This is a genomic window from Neobacillus rhizosphaerae (genome assembly GCF_050477885.1).
GTDB lineage: Bacteria > Bacillota > Bacilli > Bacillales > Cytobacillaceae > Neobacillus > Neobacillus rhizosphaerae_A.
This window is the reverse complement of the sequence record NZ_JBCNAC010000105.1, coordinates 24,309-48,476: the sequence shown is the minus strand read 5'-3', so window position 1 is coordinate 48,476 and position 24,168 is coordinate 24,309. Positions and strand designations below refer to the sequence as shown.

Sequence of the window (24,168 nt, the reverse complement as noted above, 5' to 3'; positions counted from 1 at the left end):
ATAAGAAATAACGTGATTATATCGATACTCCATCACAGCACATGAGAGTAAAAGCCGACCAACTTATATGACCGGCTTTTGCACGCTATACACTTATTAATCTATTTTTTGACGCTTTATTACAGCCCCATGATTTCTTTCTTTTTAGCATCAAACTCTTCCTTTGTTAAAACCCCCATATCAACAAGTTCTTTTAGCTTTTTCAATGTTTCGATCTGCTCGTCGAAAGACATTGAAGAACTTGGCGTTGAAGCTGGTTGTCCTTGAGTTCCAATATTCTGGGCCATATTCATTCCAAAGAGCATGCCTCCGCCGTTTCCAAGTCCATTATCTTGAATGCCCTGAGCAATTTTTTGCTGTGCAGCAATATTGGAAGCTCTCTGTGAAACATCTTCATACGCTCTCATATTCATCTTGTTCGCAGAGAACTCGTTAACAAGCTGTCTAGATTCTGGTGAAAATTCAATATTTTCAACCGCAACCTTAACAAGTTCAAAACCGAATCGGTCTTTCCATGTGCCAGCATTATATGAATCCTCAGATATTCTCTTTGAAATTTCAACTGTCTGTGAAGGCAACTGTGAAATCCTATATGTAGTTGAAAGTGAATTCAATGCAACGATAAATGATTGTACAAATTCTGAAAGAACTTGTGATCTCACTTTTGGATTATCAAATGAATAGCTACTTACGTTAGCTGGCACAAAGTTTTTTATAAACCTCTCAGGATTAACAATTTTAATAGAGAAGCTACCATATGCATAAATTTCGAGGTCGCAACCATAATACAAATCATTATAGACCTGAGGACCGCGTGTTCCAAACTTAATATTACGAATTTCGCGTAAATTGACAAATGCTATTCTCTTTTCCGAAGATGAGATACCACCGTAGCCGATTCTATCTTTTGCCTGTTTAAAGATTGATGCGGCTATACCATTTCCATTGAATACGCTTTCCTCACCATCTTGATATTCATAGCCGCCAGGAGTAGTGATAATGTTTTCAATTCCGGCTTGGCTAAAAATGAAGGCTGCTGTATTTTCGGGAATAAATATTTTTGACCCGTTTGATATAACATCCATTGAGCCATGTATATTGACTCCACGACCATTGTTATTCGTTTTAAGTATTCCCGGTGCTACAGCTGTGTGTTCATCAAAATATCCAGCAGTTATTAGTTTTTTCCACTGATCAGCAAAGGATCCTCCTACTGAATCAGTAATTACTTTTAAAATTCCCATAGTCATCAACCTCCCTCATTATAATATTTGATCTGTATCACAATAACTGCAGCGAATGCTTTGACCTTTGGTTCCAGTAAGAGGTGACATACAACCGATGCATTTTTTTGTAGCCTTTACCGGTTCATCCGCAGCTTTGCCTTTGGATTTAATTCCTAATGTTCCTTTAAAAACACCTATAGTATCTTTAAGCGTTTCTGCTACAATTTCTGCTCCGGGAATTGCAAATTGATTTGCTACTAAATTTGACTCTCTCCCAATTAATACCTTGCTAATTCCATTAACATATTTCACAATTTCCTTTTTGGCTGAGCTTTGAAATTTGAAAGACAATTGGCCATTTGTAAAATATATCTGAAGATTAGGTATACCATTAGTACTTTTACCCATACTAGCCTGTGCTTCGCCATTTATGATTTTCACCTGATTGAGTGGGTATTTCCGCACACTTTTTGTATTTCCAAACAGCCCCTTACTAACATGGATAATGTTCATGTTAGTAAGAATAAGTTCATCGGTAAATGCGGTCATAAGCCCGCTGCCTTCACAAACACCGGTACTCTGAATAAGAATTGATTCACTTGGCTCTAAATTGTATTTCACCATATTTATCCTTCTCCTTATCTCTTTTATTGATGTAACGCTAACCACTACATTAAATATGGGCGGTCATTATTGACTGGTACTTCAACCCACTCGGAATAAAGAAAATATTCTTCTTCATAAATTATTAATTGTGGAGGATAATATCTTGAGTGACTTTTTCCAAGTGTTAAATTAGTTTTGCAGAAGTGGATACTATATACAAGGCTTTTATTCTACCTTTTCCGTAATCATCTAACCATCCCATTAGAACCTGCTCTATTACTTCCTAAAAGTTTCTATTTTAGGGATTTCACTCCTACTATTTTACTATATTTTGGTTTATATTTATACAAGAAGAGTGCCTGTGGGACCCAATTATCCAAGGTCTACAATAATATTCGGGCAAGAAATATATCAATTCAGAGGCAACTTACAGTTTTACTCAATAAGCCCTTATGGAAGGGTACACCGCGCCTGCTAAAATGCCGAGGATAATTTTTTAAAATAGAGTTTTTTTGAAATTTTAACTCAATTAATTGTGTTAAAAAAAAGGATCCATGATTGATTCAGTAACATTTTGAATAAAAGCAGGAAAACCCTATTAGGTTCCTGCTTCTTCTTTTATTGTTGTTTCTAATATTATTATAATATGATTTATTTCAATTCAGGCTAGATGCAAATCATAATTATTGTAAGCATTCAGAATTACATCACGTATCTCTTAGTTGTTCAAGTGTGTATGGTAGTGTGGCTATCAGTTCTTGCTCCTCATCTAGTCTTTGCTTAGAAATATTGTTAAATTCCTTCTCACTTATGCTAACACCTCGCAAAAATGTATTTTAGTAGGGAATCATGAAGTGTAGAAATTCTAATAACAGTCACTAACACATATCTAATACCCAGAATTTCTTTAATTTTCATAGACTGCCACCTAATAACAAGAGTATCCTTTCATAAACTAAATTAAAACACAAATGGGTCATTGTTAATTTCATATGTATGCAAAGACATTGGGTATTCTATTTTTGTAAGTACGGTTTTCCCTATTATTCTTGCTGCAAAATAGCTAACAATTGCATCTTCTACTGAAAATAACCTGGCCCTCTCATCAAGCATGTTCACTTCATGTTTAGCCTTGTTATATAAAACAATAAAATTAAATAATGAATCAATAAGCACATTATCAAAAATATTTTTCTCTTTTGCTTCGTGTGCTAGTTTTCCTAAAGGGATTTAGAAAATCTTAATTTACCCATTAATTTTGTACTGACAACAAAGAGCCTCATCACAACTTCTAAATGCATACCACTATAATGTATAACATGCCCAGCATGTAATCTAACATCTAAGATATCAATTTCAGACCGTGCATACTGCAATGGTCGAAAGAGCTCCCTCTCCAAACCTCCTGGAAAAGGGTTTTTCTTTGGATCAGAGGGCATACAGTAAGTCTCCTTACTTTCTCATTAATCCTTTCTCCCCCAATTTTCCGTAAACTTTTACCCATCTCATAATGCGTGTATAGTCCTTCATATTTTGCTTTTGTGCTAAAAGCCTATATCCCAATATACCTTCTTGGTACTCCTTTACTAACATTAACTTAAATCCTTCACTATTCTTAGCCATAAAAAACACCCTAATATTGGATTTCACTCTAACATTTGGGGTGCAGTACATTGGTTATTTGCTTTCTTTTAAAACCAGTTACGAAACACACTCCACATGTCTAGAGTGTATGTTGCAACACATGGAGCGTGTTGGGTTACAACCCTTTTTAATATAAATGCCTTTCTCTATCCTTTAGCACAAACTGTCCCAGTCATATATTAGACTAAAGAGGTGTAGGGATAGCGTTCTTCTTTATAAGGACATTATGGATCATCTTTTCCAATTCTTAAATAAATTTGAGCTTTTTTCAGTGTTTATTAGATAGTATATTATTATTGTCTAAATCAATCTTTTTCAATTTGTGCTTATAATTTATTTTTATAATTCACTTCTAAGCGCGTATAAGTGAAAGAAGTTTTTTGTATCTACATCTGGTTGTAAATAATAAAAGTTTAATAATAAATCAATTAAATTTAAACTTTCAAATAAATATTTACACCAACTGTACAATGATATACAATACTGACATACACTACATACATTAAGGGAGAGTCGTACAATGAGTACCACAGTATCTAATCAATATTCTGATGAATTTAAAGTCGCGGTAGTAAAAGATGCACTCCGTCTTAACAATATTTCTAAGGCTGCGAGAATGCACAGTGTACACGTAAATACCGTTCGAAAATGGAAAAGGGAGTATGAAGAGGAAATTTCTACAGGAAGTACTGTTTTAGGAACCGAAGAAAGAATGAGAGACATTGAGCAACCTGATATAACTAATATTTCTGTTGAATCGGAACAGCAACTTAAGGATCTTATTCATCTATTGCAAAATGAAATTGAACAACTGACAAATATTAATAAACAACTTCAAACAGAAAAACAAAGTTTTCAACAATATATAAGCGAACTACAAAAGGAACTACAAAGCTCTCAACAATACATAGGTCGAATGTTTATGGAAAATGAAAGATTAAAAGAAAAGGCCATACATTGCCTGCAAAATTAATTAAACAACATTTATCAAATACATCAGTGGATTGCTACATATAAGTCAATACTAAAAGAGGAGGGGTTCTACGTGGCCAGTACGATTAAAAAAACATACTCAGACACATTTAAATTGTCAGTAGTTAAATATGCGCTAGAAATTAATAATTTTTCAGCAACAGCTAGAAAGTTTAAATTGTGTATTAGCACCGTTCGCAGGTGGGTAAATAAATACCAATCACAGATTGAAAATGACTTGAATACACTTAAACTTATAAATTCTAGAGAAAACAATTCTGCTGATCCACAGCCTGTTACCGATATCGTAAATTTAACATTGAAAAATAATGTTTTCATAATACAGAAATAAATCGATATATCTTTCCCACCATCAACGTATTTAAGTGCGTAATGGAATCAGTTGAAAGCTGCTAATTTCTTTCAATGGTATATTCAATCCATTGCTTCCTTTAATTTATAAGGAAGTAATGTCTTAGAAAATTCATACTCAATTTGATTAAATCTCATCTTAATGCTAAATTGGTTACTGCTTCTATGTGTGTGGAGTGTAATTGACAACACAATGGTTGTTGGTGGGTTTATCAACATTCTTTAGACCTTTAATGTTTGGAAGGTCACAATTCGTACTAAAGCCCTCCGTTAGTCAAGAAAGAGTCTACACGTCTTCTAATCATAGTGATTCAACCCAATTAATTGCGGATTCGAAATCATTTATTGCTTTTTCTGTTTCAACTTTTTCTGGGACAAGATATGAATGAGCAATCTTATGCCTAAACTTTTTCCGATGAGATTTAATCTCCACCCAAAGGACAAGGTTATCCCTAACAAGTGACCTTCCGGCTTTATCTCTTAATTGCCTATCGCATCGTTGGGGGAAGTCCATTTTTGTTGTATCCAGGTAAGCAATTATATCTTGGTCTGCCAAACCATCAGTTTTCATCTTTTCAATAATCTTGTTTTCAACCGCTACTTCAAGGGCTGCCGAACTATTAATAACAGCAGAACGAAATTCCCCTCTTTCATACAAATTTCGTGCAGTAAGTAGGAGTTCTTTTGTTGCCGGAATTTCAAATCCATTTATTAATCTGTTCTTTAAGTCCCTTAATTCAGATATGTACTCTGTAATGTTTGTTCGATAAATTCAACTTAATTAATTTTACTTCTTCAACCATAGCCCCTGCAACATCTCGTCTTTGATATTTCACATTAATCTCATATTCACCATCTGGAAGTTGAATGAGAAATGGTATTTCATTATAAAAACCGTTTTAAAATTCACACTATTTCACATCCTTAATAAAATGTATTATATCACTCACCGAAGATTTCGAGCACTAAACTAAAAGTAACTCTAATGCCCCTTTAGTTCTATAAGCTGTAAGACCAGCATATGAACCAATAACTAGAAATTCTGGACGTATATTTTTTTCTATCTATGATAAAATAATAAAGCTAATTTAATTAGTGAGAAGCACCACCCTTTCGTTTGCAGTTCACTTGTATGCGGGGTGGTTTTTTATTTTTGTTAAGTCCCTTTGTAATAAAGAATGAAAAATACTGCTTAGACTGAGATGAAAATCCAAGCAGTATTCTATAAAAGATCATTTTTGTTTAAATGATATAATTTTCATCAAGATCACTATTTTCAATGGTTTTTGTAATTCTTGTAGTTTCTGGACCTAAATAGATTTCATCTCTATCTTGATTTTCATTAGTAAATGTAAGCACAGTGGTATCTGGACCAACAAAATAATCATCCACGTCTCTATTTTCAATTGTTGCGGTCTCACGAGTAGTTTCTGGACCGAAGATGCATTCATCCTTATCATCATTTTCAGTTGTCTCAGTTAATCGAGTTGTTTGTGGGCCAAACCATAATGCTTTCTCTTTTTTTTCACTATCTAAGTAGTTAATTTGTGTCTTATTGTCATAATGTAAAATCGGGTAAGGTTTTAAATCGTACTCTTCGACATAATTAATAATGTATGGTATTTTCACCTAAGTTCACTCCTTTAATAAAATTAGATTAAAATCTGTTTTTTTATCTGTTATTTCAATTACTTTGATGTATGAACATTATATATATTAATCAATTCCATTGTTTTTTTATAGTTAACATTTTTATTATTGGATACTACTAAAATCTTTTCATATCGATTATCCAGTAAAGCTTTTTCTAGCTCTACTATTGTTTTATTATTATTCTTTAGAAAATCCTTAAAGGAGTTAGCACTTTTCATATGGATAATATTAGTAACACTTTTTTCAATAGGAACTGATTTTTGCTCAATCTTATGAAATTCTTCATTGTATTGAATAATGTTGTATACGAATAAAATAATAAGGCTCCAACTAATAATCGCCATTATATATTTTTCAATATTTTTAATTAATGTCACCTGATATGTACTTTCTTGTACCATACTACGCCATTCGTAATATAACATTAAGATGAACGTAATTAAGGGGTCTTGAGAACTCCTAATAGAATTAAATGTAACTCGCTCTACAGATTTTACCTTAATAAATTTATAAAAAAAATAAATTAGATTAATAAAAAGATAGGCTAAAATTATAATAAATGTCTTTTTATAAATACTCTCTATACTATAAATTTTATTAAATTGGGCACTGTATAAAGGAAGTATAAAAACGGATATAGATAGGTATGCTAGAAATTTATTAAAGGTCTGATTTTTAACCGTTTCTATTTGAGTCACTTTATGAGCAAGAGCATCTTTTTGAATTGAGAGTTTTTCTTGTTCAGTAATTTGCTTAAGTTCATTTTCATAGACATTATAGTTTGCACCAAGCCGATTTAAGTCCGGATATATATGGACTTTTGACAAATTTAAAACGAACAAAAATTTTGGTTTCATATTAGTAAAGTTATAGGTAAAAAGGTGTAATATCCATTTCCCCATATTAAAGCTGAATAACGATATTCTAAGGTTGTGTTTTTGTGTTTCACCTCTTCTAATTTCCCCAAAAAAACGATCATCTGATATTCGACAAAAAGGACTCCAAGAGAATATTTTAACCACAAAGAAAATGAAATTATTTTGCATTTATAAATCTCCCAATAAATAGTTTATAATTGATCCTGAAATGTCTAAATTAAGCTCCTCTTCCAGCCATAGCCATTGACCATTGGCATTTAGTTCAAGGAAAAAATAATTCCCATCTTTTACAATAAAGTCGAAAGCTGCAAATTTAATATATAAACTATCCATCATAATTAAGCACTTATTTACTATTTCTTGTGGCACTTCGATAAGAGAATAAGAAATTTTAGAATCCTTCTTTCTCCAGTCTATATTGTTTGAAGAGTTTATTTTTACACCATAAGGTTTTCCATTTATAATCGTTAGCCTGACTTCGTAATCCTTTTCTTGATAGCTTTGGAAGTACGCAGGTGATAGTTCCAACCCTAATATCTCCTGTTCCTTATTTACCATATTTGTTTGAATATATCCCACTTTATTTTCATCGATTAATCGGCCTACTGAGATTGGTTTCACTATCGAAGTCGGGTTATTGAAGGTGAATATTTTAGCTTCCTGATTTGAATTAGAGATTAATGAGTCTGGAATATTAAAACCTAATTCATTAGCTAATTTAAGTTGGACTATTTTATTATCAGCTCGCCTTAGAAAAGAAGGTCTTGTCATACCAATATTCCCAAATGTTTCAGCAATACCTTCAATTATAGTTACCATCTCTCTTTGCATTAAATTCCTATATTTTGAATCATATTCACGAAGTGATGGAAATGAGATTTTTCTATAATACAATGAATCGCAAAGTTCCATATCAATTTGTAAGCTATTATCGTTATATTTAATAGTAGATCCATTATTAGATATTAAAAAATTGTAATCTGAGAAACAATCTGTATTTAATCTAAAAAAATGGGCAGATTCTGAATATCTATCGATTAAATAATCTACGGTCAAATCCTTAGAGTTAGTTATAATCAAAATTTGTTTCATAGTGAATCTCCTTAATGTACTAATTTTACTTTAAACTGTTAAGAGGTTCGGATATATCTATTACATCACTTTTACACCGTGGGTCAATTTAAACTGTTACCAAAATATTTTTAAATCATATTTTTCAACGGTTACTTAAGTGGTAAATTACAAAATTAGCATAACACATTATAGGACTTTTTCACCTTAAGGAAACAAAAAAATTAAAATATTCACCCTTTTACAACAAAATTAAAAAGTAAATATAATAATTAATTTATAAAATATTATTTCTCTCCTTTCAAGAGGATACCAAATTATTCCACCTGATCCGTACGAAAGAAAAAAAGGAGCCGCCAAAGTAGCCCCCCCATAACAAAATATTTACATTCTAGAAAAGTTAATGGTGTGTATTAACATTTTCTTGTGATTAACTACCTCTTATTCAGAGATTAAATCCTCACCATTCAAAATGACAATTTTAGGGTTTTTAGTTATTGATTGATATTTTCGCAACAATTCAAGGGTAGTATGACTCCATTTACCTAATGTACTAAAAACAACGACGTGAGCTTGAATAGAATCAGCAAGTTTTAAATATTTTTGTATAACATCTTCTTCAGGACCGCTATCCTTAAGATTATTCCCTTTTTTGCATTCCCCGATTACAATATCTCCATCCACTACACAACAAATATCTATTTCCATATGTGGTTTTGATGATTTTTCATCTACCCTTATTTCAATTTCTGGAATATAACTAAAACTAGTATTAGCTGACTTTTTTAGCTTTGCAAGTGTCAAAATAGGTACTAAAGAGTTATGTAGATATGCTTGATAAACCATCTCATTTAATTTGTAATACCAAATGGGCTGTACTCGATGGTTTATCGGTTGTAATTGTAACGTATCAGTGGTATAGTTCTGAACTTTATAACATCTAGGACATTTAAAAGTGTTATCTACTAAGGAGATGTTATACCAATCGGCATTGCGGCAACTTTGACACTTGAAAATAAATCCCCTTTCAATAACATCATTTTCTAATAGATTATTAAATATTTTACTAACTAATTCCGTATCATTTAATAAAGTATGAATTGTTTCGTAGTCCAAATAACGTCGTTTGTTTAGAACTATGCCATTAGTATAGACCCCAGCCTTGTTCGAAGAAGTGTCGATAAATTTATCAAACACTTTCCTATATGCATCTGTTAATAAAATATCAGCTACGTTACCAAGGTCTTTAAATTTATTAATAAATACCTCCTCGAAATTACCTTTATCAGAATACTTTATGGAATAACCTGCTTTCTGGAATAGCTTTTTAAAAAGCTTCAAAGTATCAGGATACTTTAAATAGGGATTGACTTTTATCGACTTAATGTTATCTCCCATTGAATTAAAATATACGAAATTAGGGGAAAAGTAACTTATTCCTTTATTTGTTATCCGAATATTCCTAGAGCCATAGTGAGTTGCTGAGAGCAGCTCACTAGCTAAGTATTGGTTTTTCGGAAAAATTGTATTTTTAACACGTATATCTGTTATCCAATAGTGCCCAGATGGCGAAACCTTTGAAAAGTAAAGTGGTACCGGTGTATCAATTGGGTAAATGCTTTGGTTAGTATATGTATCAAAAATTAAGACTTGCTCATTCATATGATTGTCTTTACCATACACAAAAATTATATTATTCAATAAGGTCTCTATCTTATTGGTGATAATATAAGGAATCATCTCAGAATGAAACTGCCGTTTGGTTTCCATCTCTCCAATAATTTCTTTAATGCAATCTTCTGTTAATGATGTTGAAACAAATACTATTGCATTACTATCCTCATAGATCATAGATTGCCTTTTAAAGTTAATAATATTGTGTAATTCATCATCAAATTCAACATTAATCGGCATCCAGAAGACTTTATTCTTTATTTTAGATAAGGAATAGTAGAGACAAAAATCAGATAATGTATTTCCTATAACTGTAATTGGGTTAGATTCCTCCAAATCGGTATCTGTAGAGATATAGTATTCAAGGTTTACACTAGGAACCTTAAAACCATAACTTCTTTTATCAAGTGGTTTATCCCTTTCATATATCAAATCAAATAACCTGTAAAAATCTAGTTCATTGTTTACTTCTTCATACTTTAGAGAAATATCCTTCTCTAATATATTCTCTTCTAAATAAGAATCCACAAATCCAAATTTAGAATGCAATAATAATTTTGATATGGATGAAGATGTTCTAACTTTCAATGCCTTTACATCATCAAGACCGGAATACTCTAAGATTGTACTCATATCAGTTAAAGGATACGAAATTTTTTCACTATATTTAAACGGGAGTAACTGTTTACTACCTTCAGCATTAAAATAGTTTAGATTCTTTTTCAATGTATCTATTAATTGCTTGCTAATTTCGAAACTGGTTAGTTCCATTCCAAGGAAACTCGGTTGAGTTTCTATGTCTTCTTTATCTAGATTTCTAGATGATGAGGAGTTTTCTCTAATAAATTTCTCTATTACCTTTTCATAATTATTGCTATCAAAAACCTTTAATTGATGTAAGGAAGAGACATAATAATAGATGTAATCAGGATCATACTCCTTCATAATTTTTAAGAAAGAGGGATCAATGATAACTCCATCTGTTGGTATTATCAGATTATAGTCTCCCCCCCAAATTCTATTAAACATCGCTAATAGAGCTAAACAGTCAGTTTCCCAGAATTCTGAATTAATATTTACTAATACAACGACCTTTGCTGGACGTATTCCAGTGCTTATTGGGAGATACTTTATATTTTTGTCCATTTCTTTCTCCTTTTATTGTATTATTCTGACTAAAATATTTATAGAACAGACAGATGTTTGATAGTTTTTAGTTCTTTCTGTTAATATACTAAGGGGATTATACCAAAATTTCGAGGTGCTTTTATGATTTGGAAAGATTCAGATGAGATTTTAAAGCATTACAAAAATGGACAATTTCAAGGTGTAAACTTAGGAATTACAGATGTTAACCCTAAATTTATTATAGGGCTTTGTATAAATCCAAAAATTGTGGCTACAGATTGGAAAATGGAAAACTTAAAGAAAGCTGTGGAGCTCAATGGCTGGGATGATCAATATGCTAATTCAATATCTCTTATTCAATTGCCCACTGGTGAATATGTAGTAACACCAGGCGGAAACCATATGGCTATGCTTTCTAAACAATTAGGAATGGCTTCTATCAAGGCAAAAGTTTATAGATTATTTCCTATTAATATTTTTCCTTCTAACATTTTAAACACTGTTCAAAGTTTACAAAAAGAAGCGGAACGAATACAAAGCGACCTTAGTACACTTGGACCAGAAAGTGAAGAAGCCTATGATTTAATTAACCGACTTGATAAGATTCAATTGGAAGAAATAAATCAGACTTTTTTAGATTATTTAATACTTGAAAAGTTAATTTAAATGTTTTCTTAATATTTTTAATTATTTTGATATCAATTTCTCAACAAAAGTTACAAGGGCGACTCTTAAATCACATTATGTGAAGCATATTAATTCGATAAATTATATGATGTAATTTAACTGCCAAATTTTAGAACATTTTCGTTACATAAAAAAGGACCGACTCGGCCCTTTTTTATTTTTTTAGAACGGTTTACAGATATATTTTTTTTGAATAAAAGGGATAATATAGGATTATTCACTTATAAAGGACCTTCTTGGTAATCCGGTTTTAAAATTATTAATAAATTGTTCATAATAATATTTACTATCTAAGTGAAAACGGTCACTTATTTGATTAGAAGAAATATATTCGATATCCCAATGCGTTATATACCACATATAAGTACTATCTGAATAGAGTCCCTGACCATCTTCCAGAACCTCATTCAATTTGGAAGGACTTAATACAGATTCTTTTTGGTCATACGGGTAAATATAATCTGCGAACACAGAAAAAGTTTCGTGTTTATTATCAAAATAAATTGCTCTAGGTCGGATATAATGATTACTCCAATCACTTCCCTTTGGCAGCTCAATACTTTCCAACCTTTTTATAATTTCCTCTACATCTTTTAAATTTGGAAATGAATTTGATATTCTAGAACTCAAGTATAAAAAATAATCTTTATAGTTAGCTGCCCAGAAAGATGGTGACTGGGTATTGAATATTTTCCATCCTACTTCTTTTGAAGTTTTGGGGAAAAATAAGTGAATCAAGGGTAAAGTAGAGGGATTGTTTAATTGTCTCTCTAGTTCAACTCCGTCCCAATATCTTATAAGAAGATTCCTTCTACCTTCAATTTCTTCAAATCGTTTTACTACTGAAGAAGATGGTTGGGTAGAACATACAAGTAAAAATCCCTCCGCCCCTATAGCTTCACACTCATCAATAATTGAACTTACATCTTTTAATCCTACTGATTGTCCGGAATGTGCGTAATGTTTACAACTTACTAACCACTTACGTTGAAATGGAGCAAGTTTACCTGGAACTCTTTCATAAAAGATGAGATCTTTTCCACCATCCGGCCCTACACCTGTCCAATGAACTTCAAAACCACTTCTTATTAATAATTCCCTTATTAATTGTTCAAACGCAACTCCATTTGATGGAAGTTCAGTATAATCTATCAATCTGTACACCTCAAAATGTTATGTTTATGACTATTATACTATATAATGACCTTTATTAATTTTCCCAAATTTAACAAATAGGAATATTTAAAAGGATTTATATTTGCTCACTTCCACTAGCAACTTGCTTCATAGCGATTTCAATCTCAGCTTGGGCTCCCTGTTCCTCTTCCTTTTCTTCTGCTTCCGCATTTTTATCAATGTGAATTGACTCATATTGATAATCACCAATCATCATATCAAAATGAGCATTATGATCCTGAATATAAAATATCTTCTTAAAAACATCGAAGTACCTATCCGCTACGTCTTCATTACCTTCTACAAACAAGTCTTCACTTATCCATCCAAGATGACGAATTTATGCAGAGCTTGCAAAAAAGATTGGATCAAAAGAAGGTTTCAATAACAAACGAGATAACAAAAATCGAAAATAAGGTAAAAAGAATTCGTTCCAGAAAGAAAGATTATCTTGATATGTATGCTGATCAGATTATATCTCGAGAAGAACTGGTAGAATATAGAAGGCAGATAGACCAGGAAGTATCTGAGCTTGAGACCGCCAAAATTGAATATCAAGCAAAGCTTGAAGAGTGCGAAAGTGAGAACTATGCAATTAATTTAGGTAAGAAGCTTAGAGAAGTTTCAATACTAAAAGATTTAACTCCTCAAGTCTTGCACTCTTTGGTGAATAAAGTAACCTGTAGCATCGATGGTAATCTACGTATACATTACAACTTTTTAAATCCTTTTGATGAACAAGAATAGGCAACAACCACAAGGGTTAGTTGCCTTCTTTTAAAATGAGTTGCGAGATACACTCCACATGCGCCGTATGCGGAAACATATCCACAGGCTGAATAAACTTAACATCATACTTCGCACTTAAAGTTTGAATATCTTTCGCCAAAGTAGAAGGGTTGCAAGAAACATAAATCAATTTTTCCGGCTTTACTTGCAAAATAGTTTGAAGCAGCTGGTTATCCAGGCCTGTTCTTGGTGGGTCGACTACAATGACGTCTGGTTTCCAGCCCTTTTTCACCCACTTTGGTAGTACTTCTTCCGCTTTACCTGGAACGTATTTCGTATTGGTGAATCCGTGACGTTTGGCATTTTTCTTCGCGTCATCAATCGATTCTGGAATTACGTCCATTCCGCGTACTTCAGCTGCCTGGTCCGCCAGCCATAATCCGATTGTACCTACACCACAATAAGCATCAACAATTTTCTCTTTACCTGTCAGAGCTGCAGCTTTTTTCACCTCGTCATAAAGCTTCACCGTTTGAATCGGATTTAATTGAAAGAATGTTCTTGCCGACAGCTCAAACTGCAGGTCACCGAGTGTCTCTTGGATAAACTCTTCTCCAGCGAGAGCGAGGGTTTCCTCCCCAAAAATCAGCGATGTTTTTTCACCGTTGATGTTTTGAACAATTGATTTTACCTTTGGAAGCCGTTTTTGAATTTCTTCTATAATTAAGTCCTTTTTAGGTAACTCATTTTGTGTAGTAATAAGGACAACCTGTAGCTCTCCCGTTTCCACTCCTACACGTGCAACAATTGTTCTAACAATTCCCTTACCTGTTTTTTCATTATAAATAGGAATTTGCAGATCCTCTAGGATTGATTTAACCTTTGTGACCGCTTCGTTCGTCTGCGAATGCTGAACTGCACAATGTTCGATATCAATAAGCTGGTGCGAATTCATCCCGTATAATCCTGCTAACACCTTGCCATTTTTCTGAGCCACTTGGAAACTGCTTTTATTCCGGTAGCCCCACGGGTTCTCCATTCCAATCGTTTCCCGGATATCCAGCTTGTTGACTGCTAGTTTTGTATGCCGCTCAAGTGACTGAATAATAATATCGCGTTTTTCTTTTAATTGCTGACCGTACTGTAAATGCTGCAACTGACAGCCTCCACATTGCTCATAAACCGGACATGGCGCTTGTACACGATGCGGTGATTGGATACGGATTTTCTTAATTTTTGCCTCAGCGAATTTAGGATTGATTTTCGTTGCCTCAACCACTACCTCTTCACCTGGAAGCGCACCCGGTACAAACACGACTTGCTTTTTGAAATAGCCGACGCCTTCCCCATTGATCCCTAGTCTTTTAATCGTTAACGGAAACGTCTGCTTCAGTTGGATTTTAATACTTTGCTCGGTTTTCATATATTCACTCCATTATTCAAGGCTTCTCCATAAATACAAAGAAGCGTAGCTTAGATAAGGCTCCCAGCCTTGTTTATAGTGTTCCATTTCTTCAAAAGTTGGCTTTGTCTCCAACTTGTACAATTTCTTCAGTGCATTTTGAATGCCTATATCGGCCATCGGGAACAGGTTATGCCTCCCCATACCAAACAATAGGAAGTTCTCAACCGTCCATTTGCCAACCCCACGAATCTGCGTTAATTTATGAAAAATTTCATCGTCTGTTACCTTTTTAAGCGCCTGTAAGTCCAGACCCTTTTCGACGATTTCCTTTGCAATTTGAATCATGTATTCCGCCTTTCTACCGCTGAATTGGAGATCACGCAGTTGTTCTACCGTTAATGCGGCTACTTTTTCAGGCTGCGGAAAGAACCACACTCCATCGATTTCATAGCCAAACGTTTTTACAAAGCGTTCATTTAATCGATAGGCAAACGTCATATTAATCTGCTGGTGGATAATACACTTGATGAGGCTATCAAAAAGGCCGAAATCAAGGATGAGCGGTGTACCAATGAATGTGTCGAAGATGTCCTTAAGGTCGGTTCGTTGAAAGTGATTATGAATTGGTTTTAAAGATATATTCCATTGAAAAAGTTCGGATATATGTTGTATGACAACTTCCTTATCCGTTTGTCCTTTTACGGTAAATGCAGGTTGATCGACTGTACCAATTGCGGTCACATCTATCACCTGTGAGTGGCTGCCAATAACAACAGGGACTCTGATGGAACGGGCTTCTATATCTACCTGTTTCAATGGATCTGGTTTATGCCTCTTTAGCACACTATCGAAATTATAAGGACCTTCAAAATGAATCTCTTCTCTCCACACGGGCCAATTCCATCCTTTAGTATTTTCCCCGTATTATAGCATGAAAAATCTTGAAAAGGGAAAAACCGAATTTCTCTGTGAAATTCGGTTAGTGTATTATTCTTTAAACTCATCAAGGCTCTTGAATTTATAGCCTCTCTTTTTCAAATCCTTAATGGCTTTTTCAAGTGCATCGGCGTTATCCTGTGATATCGAATGTAGCAGCATCACGCAGCCAGGATGAGCCTGTCTCATGATATTGTCATAGGCATATTGCCAGCCTCTTTGCTGATTGACATTCCAATCAACGAACGCCATCGACCAAAAGACATGTGTGTATCCTTCTTCTTTCGCAATCTGCAAGGTTCTCTCACTGAAAACTCCGCGTGGCGGACGAAGGTATTTCATCTTCTTTTGACCGGTGATTTCTGTGGTACGTTTCTTTACTTTAGCCAGTTCTTCACGGATTCGTTCGTCACTAACAGCTGTAAAATCAGGATGATGCCAAGAATGATTGCCAATGATATGGCCTTCTTTTACAATTCGTTTGGACAGTTCTTGCTGGGACTCTAAAAAGTGCCCGGTGACAAAAAAGGTAGCTGGTACTTTTTCTTTTTTTAACACATCAAGAATTTTCGGCATTTGTCCGTTCTCATACCCGCTATCAAAAGTAAGATATAAGATTTTGGAATTCGGGTTTCCTTTGTAAAACGCCCCGTATTTAGCCAAAATTTGATCATAGGCCGCACCCGCTTCTGGCGGCTGCTCATTGACAGACTTTTTAAAGCCCCAATGAATGGGTTGATTCGGGACGGCTGCATATGTCATTTGCGGAATGGCTAAAAACCCCGCAATCAGCAGACCAACTAATCTTTTCATCCATGTTCCCCCTATTTTGTTTTTTTTAGTGTTTGTTTTATTGGGGAAAAGATGATTAGCATTTATAGGAAATCCTTGGGTTGGTGGTAGATGCGGCCTTTTGTGGTGCCTGTAGAAGGGAAATCTAATAAGAATATAAAGTAGCTTGCTGACCTTGAGGATGGAAGATGTAGAAAGTTTCGTATTTCCACATTAGTAAATGAGGGATTGATGAGCAAGAAATAATCAGCCACCGCATTTATAAAGGCATCGGGTGAAAGGAAGTGGCAGGTTGGGCAAATCCAATTGTTTCTTTTGTAGTTCATTGGTATAAAGAAGCATTTTGGGCATTGAACACCTGTTAAAATATCCAGTATCGACACGTTGAACTTCTCCATAATGTTTGTGTTCAGTGGCGTGTGTGTTTTTAGTAACAGCTTTTTAATCTTTTCTACAGTCTTATTATCAATGTATTCCTTTCTGTAATAACGATATTTTTCCTCCATTATATTAACTAAATCACTTGCTCGACAAATCTTTTTATGTGCCTCGGTGTAACCTGCGTCAATAGTCACCTCAGTTGATGATTTACTTATTACAGCAAGGGATTCGATTGGGATAGTCGGGATTTTGTGTTTTTCTAAAAAGTATTTTAACAATATGTTATGGCGGTTGGCTTGTATAATCGGGTTTTCAAATATGTTTCGATTATCCATATACTCTTGAACCATTTGTTCTTTATCAATATGAAGTTTTCCAGAATGATTTTTCCCATCAAGCATGAGAATAAACTTAGTAGATAATATGAGCGTGTCAATTTGAAAGTAAGTATCACCAAATGGAAGACGTAGATCGTGGAAAATGCGAAACCTTTGGGGTGGAATTAGATTTAAAAAATAGTTGATTGTTTTTTCACCGTTATAACCTGACCTTAAATTCTTTATGTATGACTTTAAATCTCCCCTACACGGATGATTCTCCTTTGTTCTTCTCTCTAATGCTTCTGCTTTTATTAGATTAATGGGTACTTCAAGGTCTTTATCAAACAATTTCTGATACCTCCTTTGTATTTTAGGTAGAATTTCGGCTAATGCACCTGATTTTCCTTTGTTTCCGATGTGGACTTTTTGTGACTTTTTTAATTTGAGAGAAGTTTGGGTGTAATTTCGGTGTGCCTGAGGAGGAATTCTACAAATTGAAGGGCTAATTCTACAAAATTTCAATTTATTCTACAAAATCGGGGGTGAATTCTACAATAGTTGGTAATTAACTTCCAATTATAAACGTTACAGATGAAGATTGAGGATTATTCTACAAATTGAGAGAGGAATTCTACAAAATTGAAGTTGTATTCTACAAAACATGGAAATCAATTTCCAACAACCAATTAAGTGAACAAAACCGAAGGATAAGTCCACAAAATAGGATCATTCATCCACCACGCCAGCCCAATAACATAAAAGGTAGCCGCAGCCCCAACCTCCAAAACATAAAAAAAGGCCAAGCACACAAGTGCCCAGCCCCCCAAACAAAAACAAATCCCACAATCCTATTTAAAAACCGGCTCCTTAAACAACGCCAATTTTTCCAACGAAGACTTATCCACATCAGCATGCAAGCTGTTACCGTGGGAATCCATTGTTACTACCGCTGTAAAGCCTTCAACGCGAAGATGCCACATGGCCTCTGGGATACCGAATTGCATTAAATCCACACCTTCGACGCCCTTGATACAGTCAGCATAATACTGAGCAGCACCGCCGATTGCGTTCAAGTACACGCCACCATGCTCCTTCAACGCAGCCAATGTCTTCGGACCCATACCGCCCTTACCGATTACGGCGCGGATACCGAACTTCTTCATGATGTCACCTTGATAAGGCTCCTCACGAATACTCGTTGTTGGTCCAGCCGCCTTAACGTGCCACTGACCAGCTTCATCCTTCAACATAACCGGGCCACAGTGGTAAATAACTTGGCCATTTAAATCAACTGGCGCGTCGTGATCGCTTAAATATTTGTGGATCGCGTCACGTCCTGTGTACATTAATCCGTTAATTTTAACCACATCGCCGACTTTCAGCTCACGGATTTGTTCCTCCGTAATTGGTGCCTGCAACGTGATGACACGCTCAGAATCACCAGCCTCAGCCGAAGCAGCAGCCGTTTCCTTCGCTGCCTCACTCTCTGCGAAATCAATGAACTCACCATCTTGATAGGCCCACTCAGTAATTTCTCCTGACACAGGATCCACGCTCACACCTAAACGGCGGAATGCCCAGCAATTATAAGCAACGGAAACATAGAAGCTAGCAGGAATACGGTTCATTACGCCAACTTTACAGCCTAGTAACGTAGCTTCACCACCGAAGCCCATAGTACCGATTCCAAGCTTGTTGGCATTTTCCATTACATACTCTTCAAGCTTACGAAGATCTTCATTTGGATTCACGTCATCCACAGAACGGAATAACTGTTCTTTTGCTAAATCATAGCCAGATGAACGGTCACCGCCGATACCGACGCCGATAAAACCTGCGCTACAGCCTTGGCCTTGTGCCTGGTAAACGGAGTGCATGACACATTTACGAATACCGTCTAGGTCACGGCCTGCGCGGCCAAGTCCTTCTAATTCACACGGAAGGCTATATTGAATGTTTTTATTTTCACAGCCGCCACCTTTAAGGATTAGGCGGACATCGATATAATCCTTTTCCCATTGGTCAAATTTCATAACCGGAAGGCCAGCACCAAGGTTATCCCCACTGTTTTCACCAGTTAATGAGTCAACGGAGTTAGGGCGCAGTTTTCCTTCCTTCGTCGCAAGGACAATTGCATTCTTAATCGCTTCTTTAATCTCTAATTGGTTTACACCAACAGGAGTTTTAATTTTGAACGTTGGTAAACCTGTATCTTGGCAAATCGGCGATACTTGATCGTCTGCCATTTTAATGTTGTTTGTGATGGTTGCAAGGCTCATTGCTGCACTTGTACCCGCATTTTCTAGTTCCTTGGCTTTTTTAACAGCCCGGCGGACGTCCTTTGGAAGCTTTGTAGACGTTTCAACGATTAGCTTGTACATGCTTTCTTGAAATTTTTCGATATTCAATTCGAGTACCCCTTTCCCTTTGTTCCCCAAATTTATCTATTTTCAATTTTACAACATTTTGCACGTTACCATTATACTCCTATACTCTCGTGAATTAAAGGATAAGATTGCAAGCGAATACATGGCAGATTGAGGTAACTCCACACAAAAAAGAGCCTGTTTGTTTTAAACAGACTCTGGAATATCACGATTATTAAATTCCTTACATTTAGACTCCATATCATCCAACATAGAGATTAGCCGATCAATATCCTCAAGATCCGTATCTTCCGGATCAATTGCATCAAGCACATCGATAAACATATTTAAACGCTGTTTTAAAAAAGTCACTTGTTGATTTTTTTCTTGTAATGGACTGCCCAAGCTCCTCGCTCCTTTCGTGTTCCGTTTTCATCCTATCGTAAAAAGAAGGGTGTTGGCAATAGTTATCCTTATTTTACCCAACTTTTAGAAAAGAAACAGCCAGCCACCTGAAAAAAAAGACCCCTGCCCAATCAGCAGGAGTCATTTCACACAATCATCGCGGACGCTCAGAAGCAGCAAAACCAAATGAGACATAATCCTGAACCGGTATCCAAGCACCAATTCCTTGTGATGTCACATTCTTAATAACAATAAACTTTTTACTGCCCTTAAGCATCAAGTACACTTCGCCGTAAGTCACTTTCCCCTTTTCATTTACCCCAGGAGCATACGCATAAAGGTACCCTAAGCGATTTGGCGGGATATTGTAGATATGATCATTTTTCGTTCCAGCACCGATAATTGTCTCAAACGCCAATGGAAGACGCGTCTTTTCCATCGCCTTTAACAGCATCATCTTTTTCACATCTTCAGCATTGGCGATTTTGGCAGTCAGGCCGCCTCTTACGATTTTCTGCATTTCTTGCACATACTTAATTTGATATGGCACTTTCCCACCACGGTTATCAAAATAATTTGTGTTAATTTTTTGGTACTCCCAATTCGGTGAGGTCTCCGTTGACTCATAATTTAATGGCCATTGCCCGAGATAAATAACCGCACGGTAGCCAAGTGCAAATGGAGTACTGTTGATACTTGACTCATTGAGCATACGAATTAAATCAGGATTTTGAATCTTCACTTTAGAAGAATTGATTAGTTTTTTTGTTAAATCACTCGGCTGCAATAAAGGTAAGTCCTGTGTTGAATTCGGATACGTATTTTCCTTCGTGATGTTTCGAACCGAGGCTGGAACTTGATACTTTACCTGTTCTCTTTTCACTTGAGCTTTTTGAGCGAAAGCAGATGGAATAAAGGTTAACATTAATAGCAGTGTCATCAGAATCGATACATTTCTCTTCACGAGTTAAGCTCCTTTCACTAATAGCATTACCATGTCTGCTACTAGTTTTTTCGGAGTTCATAAATATTATCCATTCAAGCAATTAATTTCAGTATTTCGCCTGCAGTCGTACCATTAATTTTTCAAAAAAAGGAAAAAACAGCTGGATTGCAGGTCCTACTGTAAACGTAATAATAATCGTTCCGTACGAAATCGGTCCGTGTAAAAGGAACGCGGGGATTAAAGCCGTAATCTCACCGATCGTTTTTGCCATCATTAAATTCACACGAAAACGTTCCTTGATGGCTAACATAAAGTTATCAATAGGACTTTGCGGAAACTTTGCCTGAATATAAATCGCCGCACCAAATCCGATAATTAAAATTCCTACCAAAAGCATCGCTATTTTTGCAATGATTCCATGTACTTCAAATAATTCAAAGAAGGTCATCAGCCAAAAATCAACTAAAGAACCAATCACTATAATGGTAAAAAGTGAAAGGATTGCCGGTCTTCTTTTTACTAATAGGGCATTGACAATAACTAAAATAGCTCCATCAATCATGACCCATTTCCCAATCGACAAGCCCACCTTTTTGGTAAGAGCATAATTCAGTGCATCCCAAGCACCGACCCCAATTTCCGCTACCTTAATCGTCATACATACGCCAAAAGTCATAATGACTAAGCCAAAAATAAAAAATAATAGCCTAATAAATAATTTCATTGGTTTCTCCTTTAAAATTGGTAAAAAAGTAATGTAAATGTAATAATCTGATTATTTACAAAATTCTAACTTAGATTTATAATAAACTTAACCTTTTAAAAAAGGAGGGCAGCAATCAATCGACTACTTACATTTTAATTTACTAAGGAGGTTGGGATCCCCGTCTTATATGAAATTCAACACTCGTGTTTTTATTGTCTATAACTAAACATGAAGGTTGGTGGTTGATGGTCCCAGAAAACGATTGATTTTTGAACCCTAAAAATCATGCTGTTTTATTATAGCATAGCAAGTTGAAATTACTTTCGTACATTTAAAAAAAGTGAAAAAAAAGAGACTCTAGGCCAGTTGGCTTAGAGTCTCTTTCAGTTTGGGTGTTTTTTCAGAAATCATTCAAGTTGGCCGAAGTTTCCCTGCCTTTTGACAGTGTCTCACTGTTTTTCGCCAACTCTGTCCGAAGTTGCCTTGCCTTCTGACAGTGTCTCGCTTTTTTCTGCCAACTCTGTCCGAAGTTGCCTTGCCTTCTGACAGTGTCTCGCTTTTTTCTACCAACTCTGTCCGAAGTTGCCTTGCCTTTTGACAGTGTTTCTATTTTTTCTGCCAACTCTGTCCGAAGTTGCTTTGCCTTTTGACAGTGTCTCGCTTTTTTCTACCAACTCTGTCCAAAGTTGCCTTGCCTTTTGACAGTGTCTCGTTGCTTTTTAACAACTCTGTCCGAAGTTGCCTTTCCTTTTGACAGTGTTTCTATTTTTTCTGCCAACTCTGTCCGAAGTTGCTTTGCCTTTTGACAGTGTCTCGCTTTTTTCTACCAACTCTGTCCGAAGTTGCCTTTCCTTTTGACAGTGTCTCGTTGTTTTCGCCAACACAGTCAGTTTTGTTAGAGTAGATAAAATCCAATGCCCATGATCACATAGGCTGCTAGCAACGTTAATCCTTCAAACCAGTTCGATTCCCCGTCGTTGGAGATGACGACCATTAATAGTACCGATGAAACCATGGCGATTAATTCCTGCCAGCTAAATAAAAGCGGCATAGAAGAGTCAAAGAACAAGGAAATTAATACAAGGACCGGTAAAACAAACATGGCCACTTGCAGTGTGGAGCCAATCGCAATTTCCACTGCGATGTCCATTTTATTTTTAAAGGCCATAACAATCGCAGAAGCGTGTTCCGCCGCATTCCCTACAATCGCTACGATAATGACCCCGATAAACAACTCAGACCAGCCGAAGGTCTCGCCTACATATTCAAAGGTATGTACAAGATGTTCAGATATATATCCTACAGCAACCGTTGCAATTGCTAGAATAGCAATCGCCTTCCCTTTGCTCCATTCGGGTTCCTCTTCTTCATGTACTACACTCTCATTGTTTGACTGATAAACACCACGGTGTGTAACCAGTTTAAAGAATAAGGCAGCCAAATAAAGGAGAATCAAAATAACGGAAATTCCAATACTTAATGAAAGAGTTTTTGTCTCATTCATGTTCATGGCAAAAACCTCAGGAATAACAAAGGCAATAATCACAGCAAACATAAGTAAACCAGAATTATGGCGTGCATCATACACATTAAATTGCTGACGTTTGAATTTTATGCCGCCAATAAAAAAAGACAATCCTGCGACAAGTAGTAAATTCCCTAGCACTGAACCCGTCAAGGAGGCAAGAACCACTCCCACTAGTCCCGCCTTCAAAGCGAATATCGAAATGATCAGCTCAACGGCATTTCCGAAAGTGGCATTTAACAACCCGCCAATCCGCGGCCCCGCTACGATAGCTAAACTTTCTGTTGCTCTTCCCATATAACTGGCTAGTGCAATAATGGTTAAACAGTACACAATAAATAAGACAATATATGACCAATGCATCAGCGTTCCTATAATAGAAAGTGGAACACCAATGAATGTCATCAGCATAAAGATTTTGTTCGTCACTACATTCCCTCCAAATACTTTTTCACCTATTATATATGTTTTTTCTATTTTCCCCTAAATTTTCCTTTAAAACATAAAAAAATTCAAATCCATTTTCTCTTGCAAATCTTGATTTTTCTCGTTACCATCATTTAGGAACAA

Annotated in this window: 23 protein-coding genes; 4 read left to right on the top strand and 19 right to left on the bottom strand. The window is 35.4% G+C overall.

From position 1 onward, the window contains the following. Positions 1-119 precede the first annotated feature (119 nt). The 3 genes from ABES03_RS14250 to ABES03_RS14240 form a co-directional block, all read right to left on the bottom strand. On the bottom strand, positions 120-1,244 hold the full coding sequence (locus ABES03_RS14250) for an SPFH domain-containing protein (RefSeq protein WP_430117945.1): 1,125 nt from the start codon (positions 1,242-1,244) through the stop codon (positions 120-122). Between the two features lie 18 nt (positions 1,245-1,262). Beyond that, positions 1,263-1,850, bottom strand: coding sequence for a hypothetical protein (locus ABES03_RS14245; protein ID WP_430117944.1), 588 nt, complete (start codon positions 1,848-1,850; stop codon positions 1,263-1,265). Positions 1,851-3,284: 1,434 nt separating this feature from the next. Beyond that, the gene (locus ABES03_RS14240; RefSeq protein ID WP_430117943.1) at positions 3,285-3,455 is read right to left on the bottom strand and encodes a hypothetical protein; all 171 of its coding nucleotides are present in this window, start codon (positions 3,453-3,455) and stop codon (positions 3,285-3,287) included. A 541-nt stretch (positions 3,456-3,996) separates the two neighbouring features. Here ABES03_RS14240 and ABES03_RS14235 point away from each other — a divergent pair. Then, complete coding sequence (locus ABES03_RS14235; RefSeq protein ID WP_430117942.1) at positions 3,997-4,449, top strand: transposase; 453 nt, start codon at positions 3,997-3,999, stop codon at positions 4,447-4,449. Between the two features lie 72 nt (positions 4,450-4,521). Next, positions 4,522-4,800 (top strand): helix-turn-helix domain-containing protein, encoded by a 279-nt coding sequence (locus tag ABES03_RS14230; protein WP_430117941.1) that lies wholly within the window; start codon positions 4,522-4,524, stop codon positions 4,798-4,800. Positions 4,801-5,121: 321 nt separating this feature from the next. Here ABES03_RS14230 and ABES03_RS14225 read toward each other — a convergent pair whose 3' ends face one another. From ABES03_RS14225 to ABES03_RS14205, 5 genes are all read right to left on the bottom strand, one after another. Then, complete coding sequence (locus ABES03_RS14225; RefSeq protein ID WP_430117940.1) at positions 5,122-5,478, bottom strand: hypothetical protein; 357 nt, start codon at positions 5,476-5,478, stop codon at positions 5,122-5,124. A gap of 584 nt (positions 5,479-6,062) precedes the next feature. Next, positions 6,063-6,449, bottom strand: a complete 387-nt coding sequence (locus tag ABES03_RS14220) for a hypothetical protein (protein ID WP_430117939.1) — start codon at positions 6,447-6,449, stop codon at positions 6,063-6,065. A 59-nt stretch (positions 6,450-6,508) separates the two neighbouring features. Then, positions 6,509-7,519 carry a hypothetical protein gene (locus ABES03_RS14215; protein ID WP_430117938.1) on the bottom strand — a complete coding sequence of 337 codons (1,011 nt, stop codon included), beginning with the start codon at positions 7,517-7,519 and terminating at the stop codon, positions 6,509-6,511. Further along, positions 7,520-8,443, bottom strand: coding sequence for an MvdC/MvdD family ATP grasp protein (locus ABES03_RS14210; RefSeq protein WP_430117937.1), 924 nt, complete (start codon positions 8,441-8,443; stop codon positions 7,520-7,522). Positions 8,444-8,863: 420 nt separating this feature from the next. Beyond that, positions 8,864-11,242, bottom strand: a complete 2,379-nt coding sequence (locus ABES03_RS14205) for a hypothetical protein (RefSeq protein ID WP_430117936.1) — start codon at positions 11,240-11,242, stop codon at positions 8,864-8,866. A 123-nt stretch (positions 11,243-11,365) separates the two neighbouring features. Between ABES03_RS14205 and ABES03_RS14200 the strand changes: the two genes are divergently transcribed. Beyond that, a complete protein-coding gene (locus ABES03_RS14200) occupies positions 11,366-11,890 on the top strand; it encodes a hypothetical protein (protein ID WP_430117934.1) in 525 nt (174 codons plus the stop codon). 234 nt (positions 11,891-12,124) lie between these two features. On the opposite strand, the gene ABES03_RS14195 is transcribed toward ABES03_RS14200, so the two are convergent. After that, on the bottom strand, positions 12,125-13,066 hold the full coding sequence (locus tag ABES03_RS14195; RefSeq protein ID WP_430117932.1) for a restriction endonuclease: 942 nt from the start codon (positions 13,064-13,066) through the stop codon (positions 12,125-12,127). 97 nt (positions 13,067-13,163) lie between these two features. Further along, entirely contained in the window at positions 13,164-13,397 is a 234-nt protein-coding gene (locus ABES03_RS14190; RefSeq protein WP_430117931.1) for a hypothetical protein, read from the bottom strand. Positions 13,398-13,429: 32 nt separating this feature from the next. Between ABES03_RS14190 and ABES03_RS14185 the strand changes: the two genes are divergently transcribed. Continuing rightward, positions 13,430-13,834 (top strand): hypothetical protein, encoded by a 405-nt coding sequence (locus tag ABES03_RS14185; RefSeq protein WP_430117929.1) that lies wholly within the window; start codon positions 13,430-13,432, stop codon positions 13,832-13,834. 16 nt (positions 13,835-13,850) lie between these two features. On the opposite strand, the gene rlmD is transcribed toward ABES03_RS14185, so the two are convergent. The 9 genes from rlmD to cax all read right to left on the bottom strand — a co-directional run bounded on the left by rlmD (position 13,851) and on the right by cax (position 24,027). Continuing rightward, complete coding sequence (gene rlmD, locus ABES03_RS14180) at positions 13,851-15,239, bottom strand: 23S rRNA (uracil(1939)-C(5))-methyltransferase RlmD (protein WP_430117927.1); 1,389 nt, start codon at positions 15,237-15,239, stop codon at positions 13,851-13,853. Between the two features lie 12 nt (positions 15,240-15,251). Beyond that, complete coding sequence (locus ABES03_RS14175) at positions 15,252-16,112, bottom strand: DNA-3-methyladenine glycosylase family protein (protein WP_430117925.1); 861 nt, start codon at positions 16,110-16,112, stop codon at positions 15,252-15,254. Positions 16,113-16,208: 96 nt separating this feature from the next. Then, on the bottom strand, positions 16,209-16,970 hold the full coding sequence (pdaA, locus tag ABES03_RS14170; protein ID WP_430117924.1) for a delta-lactam-biosynthetic de-N-acetylase: 762 nt from the start codon (positions 16,968-16,970) through the stop codon (positions 16,209-16,211). A 62-nt stretch (positions 16,971-17,032) separates the two neighbouring features. Beyond that, complete coding sequence (locus tag ABES03_RS14165; RefSeq protein ID WP_430117923.1) at positions 17,033-17,998, bottom strand: NERD domain-containing protein; 966 nt, start codon at positions 17,996-17,998, stop codon at positions 17,033-17,035. 500 nt (positions 17,999-18,498) lie between these two features. Continuing rightward, complete coding sequence (locus ABES03_RS14160) at positions 18,499-20,058, bottom strand: fumarate hydratase (protein WP_430117921.1); 1,560 nt, start codon at positions 20,056-20,058, stop codon at positions 18,499-18,501. Positions 20,059-20,223: 165 nt separating this feature from the next. Then, positions 20,224-20,421, bottom strand: coding sequence for an SE1561 family protein (locus ABES03_RS14155; protein WP_430117920.1), 198 nt, complete (start codon positions 20,419-20,421; stop codon positions 20,224-20,226). A 154-nt stretch (positions 20,422-20,575) separates the two neighbouring features. Then, positions 20,576-21,346, bottom strand: coding sequence for a YfkD family protein (locus ABES03_RS14150; protein ID WP_430118037.1), 771 nt, complete (start codon positions 21,344-21,346; stop codon positions 20,576-20,578). 127 nt (positions 21,347-21,473) lie between these two features. Beyond that, positions 21,474-22,091: a YczE/YyaS/YitT family protein gene (locus ABES03_RS14145; RefSeq protein WP_430117918.1), complete on the bottom strand. Its 618-nt coding sequence runs from the start codon at positions 22,089-22,091 to the stop codon at positions 21,474-21,476. An 877-nt stretch (positions 22,092-22,968) separates the two neighbouring features. Beyond that, positions 22,969-24,027 (bottom strand): calcium/proton exchanger, encoded by a 1,059-nt coding sequence (cax, locus tag ABES03_RS14140; RefSeq protein ID WP_430117917.1) that lies wholly within the window; start codon positions 24,025-24,027, stop codon positions 22,969-22,971. Between the last annotated feature and the right edge of the window lie 141 nt (positions 24,028-24,168).